The sequence below is a fragment of the Flavobacterium degerlachei genome (assembly GCF_900106645.1).
Lineage (GTDB): Bacteria > Bacteroidota > Bacteroidia > Flavobacteriales > Flavobacteriaceae > Flavobacterium > Flavobacterium degerlachei.
Genome location: NZ_FNMV01000013.1, coordinates 132,197 through 140,466 on the forward strand (window position 1 = coordinate 132,197; position 8,270 = coordinate 140,466).

The following is an 8,270-nucleotide window of genomic DNA, read 5'->3' on the forward strand; positions in this document are numbered from 1 at the left end:
TAGTTTTGCTAAAGAACGGTTTTTGATATTTATTGATTTGTTTTTATTGCTTCTTGTAAATAGAATAAATAGTATTGATTGTCCTTTCATCTAAAACGTCATTTATCTCAGTTTGGATAAAATGTATTTTGAAAGCCATTATCGCAGACGATAGGTTTTTAGTATCATAGCCAATAATCCTCAACCCCTGTTCGATATTAAAAGCGATAGGAGCAGGTTCTAGTGTTTCATCTGCCCATACGCCAAATCCATTTTCGGCCAATGTTTTCCATGGGAATAATACACTTGGGTCATTCTTGCGACTCGGGGCAATATCTGAATGGCCTATGATATTTTGTGTTGGTATATTGTACTCCTTTTTCAATTTGCTCAATAATGCCATTAAACTAGTAACCTGTGCTTCTGAGAATGGTTCTGTTCCGTTATTATCTAACTCGATTCCTATAGACGAGGAGTTAAGATCAGTATCTTTTCCCCAAGAACCTCTGCCTGCATGCCAAGCGCGCATATAATCATTAAGCATTTGAACAACAGTTCCATCATCAGCAATCACATAATGTGCACTTACTTGAGTTCTAGTCAGTGTAAATGTTTTTATGGTTTGTTGCAGTGAATCTTGCGCGGTATGGTGAATAATAATGAAATTTGGTTTTCTCAAATTAAAATTTACTGTACTGATCCATTTTGTTTGAATTCCATTGTCCAAAGCCGTTGATCCCATTTTTGAAATGGTATCCTTGAAAGTATATAACTGTCTAGTGTAGGCGTTGTCAATACTAATTATGGTTTTAGTTACAACAGGCAATGGTTCAGGTTCTTTGCTTGAAATTACTTCCTTAAAAGTTTTGAGTTTTGTATCATATTCTTTCTCGCTGGCTTTATAAGGATTAGTTGCGCACGAAGTGATGGCGACAGCAAAAATCAAGTAATAAAAATATTTTTTCATATATTAGGATGTATTCTTATGGTGCAAAAAAGTTATCTTTTTTTTCTTGACTTTTTAGGGTTATTGCTTTGCTCGTTAAGGGCTTTGTATTTCGCCTTTTGATCTTCATTCAAAAATTCATTCACCTTTCTGTCTGTAACTTCAGATAGTGCCTTAATCTCTTTTATTTTCTGTTCTTGGCTGGTCTCTGCTTTTAATAAAATTCCCTGTGACCTGATGCTCTCTATTAAAACATTTGAAATGGCAATTTCCTGTAGCTGATCTAAAACAAGTTCCTCTTTTAGTTTTTCCATTATTTTACCAACGGTTACTTCAACAGGAATTTCTTTTGGTTTATCTGGTTCTCTGTTTTGCCCCATTTGGCTCATCTGATTTCTACCATAACCATTGTTATTACCGTAGCCGTTGTTCCCGTATCCATTGTTTCCGTATTGAGCAGAAACGGTTGTACTGCATAATAATGTAACTGTAAAAACTAAAAGAATGTGAATTGTTTTCATGTTTGCTATTATAAATGGTTTGTCAATTGACGAATTCCTTAAAACTAAGCTGGTTCTCCGTATAAGTCAAATTCAGTTGCTTCGATGATTTTTATCATAGCAAAGTCTCCTGTTTTCACATAATGTTTTGAGGCATCAATAAGGACTTCGTTATCCACATCTGGACTATCAAATTCGGTTCTTCCTACGAAATGACCACCTTCTTTTCTGTCTATGATACATTTGAAAGTTTGTCCAACTTTTTCTTGGTTTAAATCCCAAGAAATTTGTGATTGTAATTCCATGATTTCGTTAGCACGGTCTTGTTTTACTTCATCTGGAACATCATCTTCTAATAAATAGGCATGTGTGTTTTCCTCGTGAGAGTAAGCAAAACAACCCATTCTGTCAAATTTCATTTCTTGAACCCAGTCTTTAAGAATGTTGAAATCTTCCTGAGTTTCTCCAGGATATCCTACAATTAAAGTAGTACGAATTGCCATTCCAGGAACTCTTTCACGGAAATCCTTCAATAATTTTGTTGTTTTCTCTTGTGTAGTTCCGCGACGCATCGATTTTAGTACCGAGTCTGAAATATGTTGTAACGGAATATCAATATAGTTGCAAATCTTAGGCTCACGTTTCATTAGGTCTAAGACATCCATAGGAAAACCAGTAGGGAAGGCGTAATGTAAACGAATCCATTCAATTCCTTCTACTTTTGCTAATCCTTCTAATAATTCAGCAAGATTACGTTTTTTGTATATATCAAGTCCGTAATAAGTTAAATCCTGTGCAATTAAAATTAATTCTTTTACACCGTCTCTAGCTAAACCTTCCGCTTCTTTTACTAATTTCTCGATAGGTTGAGAAACGTGTTTTCCTCTCATTAACGGAATAGCGCAAAAACTGCAAGGTCTATCGCAACCTTCGGCAATTTTTAAGTAAGCATAATTTTTTGGAGTCGTAGTTAAACGTTCTCCTAATAACTCATGTTTATAATCGGCACCCAGAGCTTTCAATAATTGTGGCAACTCTGTTGTTCCAAAAAATTGGTCTACATTAGGGATTTCTTTTTCTAAATCGGGTCTGTAACGTTCTGATAAACATCCTGTAACAAAAACTTTGTCAACCAATCCTTTTTCTTTCTTATCGGCATATTCTAAAATCATATTTACTGATTCTGCTTTAGCATTATCAATAAATCCGCAGGTGTTGATGACAATAATGTTTCCCTCTTCTGCAGCAGGAGCTTCATGTGCCACATCTTTTCCGCTCGCACGGAGTTGCCCCATTAATACTTCGCTATCGTAGATGTTTTTAGAACATCCAAGAGTGATTACGTTGATTTTATTCTTTTTTAAAGACTTGGTTCTCATAGATTTGTAAATTGGAGTGCAAAATTACGTTTTTTTATTCAAACAGAAGTTTTTTCCCTGTCTTTTCCCTATTTTTTATGAAGCTATTCCTGCTGTACGTTGCAATCTCCCGAAAAAAAATCGGGAGGATTTTCACTTCCATCAGGGCTAAAAAAAACCGTCTTGTTGTAAAAAAGCAAGACGGTTAATAAGCTGTTTTTTATTTATTCTTTTGTCAAATCAAAGATTCTTACAATTCAAACAACAAAGTCAATGAAACATTATTGTTGATGGAATTTATTGTAGCACCTTCAGTCAATCCTTGGCTAAAAAATCCTTGTTGCGAATCTCTTTCTGCATAAGCATAACCTAAGTCAATCTTTGTAGAGCCAAAGTTGTAACCTAAACCAGCTGAATATCCAGTTAAGTCTCCTATTGTAATTCCGTTTTTATAAGGACTTTGTTCGTAACGATACCCTGCTCTTAAACTTAGTTTGTTGATTTTATACTCGCCACCTATCCTTAGTTCTCCCGAGCTGTCTAAAGTATTGCTCATATCGGTATTCAGACTATTAAAATAGTAATCATTTTCAGGCTTGAATTTAGTTTTGCTGTAGTTTTTTATGGCATAATCGATACTGATTAAACCTGAGCTTCCAAAAACATAAGCAAAACTTGCCGTCGCTTTGCTAGGTGTTTGTAGTTTGTAAGCTGCGTAAACATTAGTGATTCTGGGATCAACGACATCCTGTGGTAAATCACCATTAACATTACTGCTTACTGCAATTAGTTTTTGGGAAAACTCATCGCTTAAATTATACCAGGTCGAAGATTCATATGCTAAGCCCAGTCGAACTTGATTAGTCACCTTTGCAATGGCTCCTAATTGAAATGAAAATCCAGTTCCGTAGGTATATAATTCATTGTTAAATTGCAATTTGGTTACTTTATAATCAGAGTCTAATGCATTGTTGTTGTCTTCGTAAAATACAGTTGATTGTCTGAAATCCGTAAAATGAGAGTTTAGATTTATTCCAATGTATAATCTATCTTTAAAAGAGGTTGCGGCATTAAAAGATAGTTTTCCGTTATAACCCTCTGAATAAGTAGTGTTTTCCTGATAGTAGTTTCCACCTTCGGCAACATTTGAGTTGTATTGCGTGTTATTAGAATCTGCAGTTACTGGATTTATAACGTAACCTTGATAGCCTAAAAAAGCTTGTTGTGTTCCGTGATCTAGATTTTCATAATAGGAATCTTCAAGGACATTTAAAGGAACACCATTTGCATAGCTTAAAAAATAATTGGCAACCGAATTATTTGGATTAGTCCCTGCTGAAAATGTCGAGTTATTGAAATTGTTTGTGTTTTCATAGTTTATTGCTAGTGAAAACTTTTTCCAATCACTATTTAAATTTTTGTTGTGAAATACAAAAACTCCTCCTGCTTGATTTATATCAAAGGAATTATCTTTTTCGCTTGCAGTTGTACCAAAATAATTGGAATTGTTTTTTATGTCGCTATTGGTTATTGTTATTCCAAATTGATTATTGGAAAAAACAGCTGATCCCGCGGGATTTATCCCAATTGAGGAAAAGTCACCACCAAGTGCTCCAAAAGCACCGCTCATAGCCTTGAAGCGTGCAGTACCGTTCAAGTTGTCCTGAGAATAACGCAATGCATCCTTGATTTCTTGTGCTTGTGCAACACTAACTGTAAGTCCCGTTAGTAATAAAAATAGATATTTTTTCATTTTAATACAATTTATGTTTGTTGTGATAAACGAGGATTTAATTATCTTCTACCTCCCCCTGATGATGATCTACTATTACCTCCTGATGAAGATCTACCGCTTTCAGAAGAATTGCTCGATCTTGAAGGGGAATAACTGTTATTATTTGTTCTTGAGGGTGTGTAGTTGTCGTTTCGACTACTATTTGAATTTGATTGTCTACTAGTGTTTGTATTTGCTCTTCGTGTAGGAGTACTATACGATTGATTTTGTGACCCGCTTCTTCGAGAAAAAGTAGGGCTTGTTCTTGAGGTATTATTGTTAGTTGAGCTTCTTCTATTGTTAAAGGTGTTCGTGCTTCTATTAGTACTCGTTCTATTTTGAGAATAGTTTCTTGAGCTGTAGTTTCTGTTTGTATTTACAGAATTTGAATAAGAGGAAGAAGAACCTCTTCTGCTTGGATTGTAAGAATAATTGCGGTTGTAATAATTGTAACCATAATTAGAATAGCCATAATATGGATAATTCCAGCCATAAGCAGGGTAGCCCCATCCAAAGGTTGAATAACCGTATCCGTAATATGGGTAGCCCCATCCAAAGTTTGAATAGCCATAACCATAGTTAGGAAAGCCCCATCCAAAACTAGAATAACCCCATCCTAAAGAAGAGTAACCTAGGCCATATCCAAAATTAAGTCCCCAATTTTGAGGATATACAGTAATGTCAGTTGTAGTATAATTATTACCCCAATCAGCATAACTGGAGTTTGTTTGTTGCAAACTATCATTTATAGCGTCGTAATCACTGTATTCATCAACATTAGTAAAAATTTCTGTTGATTGGTTATCGTCTTGTAATGAGCCAAAATAATCTTTGTAGTGGTTGTTTTGGTTGGGTTGTGATTGACTTTCTACTTTTCTTGAGTCTGAGTTTCCGTAGATCCCGTCATTATCATAATAGGAACTGTTTTGATAGGATCCACAGGACACCATCAAAAAGCTTAGAAATCCAATTAGAGGGATAAATGAGGTTTTTTGGGATAAAAAAGTATAAGTTTTCATATCTGTAAGGTTTTTTATTGTTGCACACTACAAAAATAGTTAGTTTTGTCGAACTATTTAGGTAAATAAAATAATGCAAAATTTGTGCCAAACTATTCAATATGAGTAAGAACCTTACTACAAGATCAGAAGATTATTCAAAATGGTATAATGAACTGGTTGTTAAAGCTGATTTAGCTGAAAATTCAGGAGTTAGAGGCTGTATGGTTATTAAGCCATACGGTTATGCCATTTGGGAGAAAATGCAAGCGGAGTTAGACCGAAAGTTTAAAGAAACAGGACATGAAAATGCCTATTTTCCTTTATTCGTGCCTAAAAGTATGTTTGAAGCCGAAGAAAAGAACGCGGAAGGATTTGCGAAAGAATGTGCCATCGTGACGCATTACAGACTGAAAAATGATCCAGACAAACCGGGGAAGTTAATGGTTGATCCAAATGCAAAGCTTGAAGAAGAGCTTATTGTTCGTCCTACAAGTGAAGCAATTATATGGTCTACCTATAAAGGCTGGGTTCAGTCTTATCGTGATTTGCCTTTATTGATTAATCAATGGGCTAATGTGGTTCGATGGGAAATGAGAACGCGTTTGTTCTTGAGAACAGCAGAGTTTTTATGGCAAGAAGGGCATACTGCGCACGCGACTAAGGATGAGGCTATCGAGGAATCAGAGAAAATGATGAACGTATATGCTGAATTTGCGGAGAATTTCATGGCAATTCCGGTTGTTAAAGGGTTAAAAACAGAAACTGAAAGATTTGCAGGAGCTGAGGAAACCTATTGTATTGAGGCATTAATGCAAGACGGTAAGGCACTTCAAGCAGGTACTTCGCACTTTTTAGGTCAGAATTTTGCAAAGGCATTCGATGTGAAATTTGCTAATAAGGAAGGAAAACAAGAATATGTTTGGGGAACCTCTTGGGGTGTTTCCACACGATTAATGGGTGCTTTAGTAATGACTCATTCAGATGATAAAGGATTAGTTTTACCTCCAAATTTGGCTCCTATACAAGTGGTGATTGTGCCAATTTACAAAACGGATGAACAATTAGACGAAATTTCAGTTGAAGTAAACGTATTAATTGCTGAGTTGAAAAAATTGAATGTTTCTGTTAAGTATGATAATAGAACAACGCAAAAGCCAGGGTTTAAATTTGCAGAATGGGAATTAAAAGGGGTTCCTGTCCGAATTGCTATTGGACCGAAGGATTTGGAAAATGGAACTTTTGAAGTAGCTAGAAGGGATACTTTAACAAAAGAAGTACAGTCTAAAGAAGGAATCTCAACCTATATCAACGATTTATTAGTTCAAATTCAAGAAGATTTATTCAATAAGGCATTGAATTATAGAGACAGTCATATTACTGAAGTTAACAGTTTTGAAGAGTTTAAAGAAGTTTTAAACGACAAAGGAGGTTTTGTATCAGCACATTGGGACGGAACAGCTGCAACTGAAGAGAAGATAAAAGATTTGACTAAAGCTACTATTAGATGTATTCCGTTAGATAGGCTAGAAGAGGCTGGAAGCTGTGTGTTTACTGGGGCTGAGTCTAAAGGTAGGGTGTTGTTTGCTAAGGCATATTAAAAAAAAATAAATTTTTTCGCATCTACTATTGTACGTTTCAAAAATAGTTGTATTTTTGCATCCGCATTAGAGAAGCAGGGCCCGTTCGTCTATCGGTTAGGACGCATGGTTTTCATCCATGTAAGAGCGGTTCGATTCCGCTACGGGCTACTATTTTTTTTGCATGTTAAAGTCATCCTGAACTCAGAGGGATAAATGGCCCGTTCGTCTATCGGTTAGGACGCATGGTTTTCATCCATGTAAGAGCGGTTCGATTCCGCTACGGGCTACAAAATTAATCTAAGATTTAGATTGATAACTAACTTAGAGGGATAATGGTCCGTTCGTCTAGGGGTTAGGACGCCAAGATTTCGTCTTGGTAACAGGGGTTCGATTCCCTTACGGACTACAAAAAAAATAGTAAAAGATAAAAATATAATAAAATGGCAAATCATAAATCAGCTCTAAAAAGAATTAGAAGTAACGAAAAGAGAAGAGTATTAAATAGATACCAACATAAAACTACTCGTAATGCAATTAAAGCGTTAAGAATAGCAACTGATAAAGTAGATGCTACATCTAAATTATCAAATGTAATATCTATGATTGATAAGTTAGCTAAAAAGAATATCATTCATGATAACAAAGCATCTAATTTAAAATCTAAATTAACGAAATTTGTTTCTAAATTGTAATATTTACATTTTATTGATTCTATAAAAAAAGCTCCTTTTTAAGGAGCTTTTTTTATGTTTTGTTGTGGGTTAAAATTTGGATAGAGACTTGAATTGTTCTGAAGCTTATATCGGATCATGGGATCAAGTCCAAATGCTGTGGAGCGATAAAAATGGATCAAGTTCAAAAGGGATCATGTCCAAAACCTGTGGAGCGATAAAAATCACGCATAAATATTAGTTAGTCTAAAAAGAAAGAATTCCACATTTCTAACACCTCTAAACTGAGATCTAAATGCTTTTATTTTAGCATTGAAAGATTCAGCTGAAGCGTTTGTACTCCTATTGTCAAAATAGTTTAATATAGTTTGATAATGATTCATTATCGATCTTGAGATTGTATTGAAAGACTTAAATCCTGATCGATTTACTTTTTCATGCCATCTAGCCAATCTTCCAAG

At 35.1% G+C, this 8,270-nt stretch carries 8 protein-coding genes and 3 tRNA genes; 5 read left to right on the forward strand and 6 right to left on the reverse strand.

The window, feature by feature from the left end; genetic code table 11:
- Positions 1 to 43: 43 nt before the first annotated feature.
- From BLV91_RS13500 to BLV91_RS13520, 5 genes are all read right to left on the reverse strand, one after another.
- Positions 44 to 946, reverse strand: a complete 903-nt coding sequence (locus tag BLV91_RS13500; RefSeq protein WP_091434195.1) for an N-acetylmuramoyl-L-alanine amidase — start codon at positions 944 to 946, stop codon at positions 44 to 46.
- A gap of 32 nt (positions 947 to 978) precedes the next feature.
- The gene (locus BLV91_RS13505) at positions 979 to 1,446 is read right to left on the reverse strand and encodes a hypothetical protein (RefSeq protein ID WP_091434197.1); all 468 of its coding nucleotides are present in this window, start codon (positions 1,444 to 1,446) and stop codon (positions 979 to 981) included.
- A 44-nt stretch (positions 1,447 to 1,490) separates the two neighbouring features.
- Positions 1,491 to 2,804 (reverse strand): 30S ribosomal protein S12 methylthiotransferase RimO, encoded by a 1,314-nt coding sequence (gene rimO, locus BLV91_RS13510; protein WP_091434199.1) that lies wholly within the window; start codon positions 2,802 to 2,804, stop codon positions 1,491 to 1,493.
- A gap of 229 nt (positions 2,805 to 3,033) precedes the next feature.
- Positions 3,034 to 4,536 carry an OmpP1/FadL family transporter gene (locus tag BLV91_RS13515; protein WP_091434200.1) on the reverse strand — a complete coding sequence of 501 codons (1,503 nt, stop codon included), beginning with the start codon at positions 4,534 to 4,536 and terminating at the stop codon, positions 3,034 to 3,036.
- 41 nt (positions 4,537 to 4,577) lie between these two features.
- Positions 4,578 to 5,576 (reverse strand): hypothetical protein, encoded by a 999-nt coding sequence (locus BLV91_RS13520; protein WP_091434202.1) that lies wholly within the window; start codon positions 5,574 to 5,576, stop codon positions 4,578 to 4,580.
- A 101-nt stretch (positions 5,577 to 5,677) separates the two neighbouring features.
- On the opposite strand from BLV91_RS13520, the gene proS reads away from it, so the two are divergent.
- The 5 genes from proS (at position 5,678) to rpsT (ending at position 7,830) form a co-directional block, all read left to right on the forward strand.
- Positions 5,678 to 7,156 carry a proline--tRNA ligase gene (gene proS / locus BLV91_RS13525; RefSeq protein ID WP_091434204.1) on the forward strand — a complete coding sequence of 493 codons (1,479 nt, stop codon included), beginning with the start codon at positions 5,678 to 5,680 and terminating at the stop codon, positions 7,154 to 7,156.
- 78 nt (positions 7,157 to 7,234) lie between these two features.
- Positions 7,235 to 7,306 (forward strand) — tRNA-Glu (locus BLV91_RS13530).
- Between the two features lie 47 nt (positions 7,307 to 7,353).
- A tRNA-Glu gene (locus BLV91_RS13535) sits at positions 7,354 to 7,425 on the forward strand.
- Positions 7,426 to 7,472: 47 nt separating this feature from the next.
- Positions 7,473 to 7,544: transfer RNA gene (locus BLV91_RS13540), tRNA-Glu, on the forward strand.
- 34 nt (positions 7,545 to 7,578) lie between these two features.
- The gene (gene rpsT / locus BLV91_RS13545; RefSeq protein WP_040473828.1) at positions 7,579 to 7,830 is read left to right on the forward strand and encodes a 30S ribosomal protein S20; all 252 of its coding nucleotides are present in this window, start codon (positions 7,579 to 7,581) and stop codon (positions 7,828 to 7,830) included.
- Between the two features lie 203 nt (positions 7,831 to 8,033).
- Here the strand turns inward: rpsT and BLV91_RS13550 are convergent.
- Positions 8,034 to 8,270 (reverse strand): transposase (locus BLV91_RS13550; RefSeq protein ID WP_139262330.1); only part of this gene is annotated, 237 nt, incomplete at its 5' end.

Coding starts and splice junctions, on each gene's coding strand:
- BLV91_RS13500 (WP_091434195.1), bottom strand. CDS start 946: ATGAAAAAATATTTTTATTACTTGATTTTTGCTGTCGCCATCACTTCG.
- proS (WP_091434204.1), top strand. CDS start 5,678: ATGAGTAAGAACCTTACTACAAGATCAGAAGATTATTCAAAATGGTAT.
- BLV91_RS13515 (WP_091434200.1), bottom strand. CDS start 4,536: ATGAAAAAATATCTATTTTTATTACTAACGGGACTTACAGTTAGTGTT.
- BLV91_RS13505 (WP_091434197.1), bottom strand. CDS start 1,446: ATGAAAACAATTCACATTCTTTTAGTTTTTACAGTTACATTATTATGC.
- BLV91_RS13520 (WP_091434202.1), bottom strand. CDS start 5,576: ATGAAAACTTATACTTTTTTATCCCAAAAAACCTCATTTATCCCTCTA.
- rimO (WP_091434199.1), bottom strand. CDS start 2,804: ATGAGAACCAAGTCTTTAAAAAAGAATAAAATCAACGTAATCACTCTT.
- rpsT (WP_040473828.1), top strand. CDS start 7,579: ATGGCAAATCATAAATCAGCTCTAAAAAGAATTAGAAGTAACGAAAAG.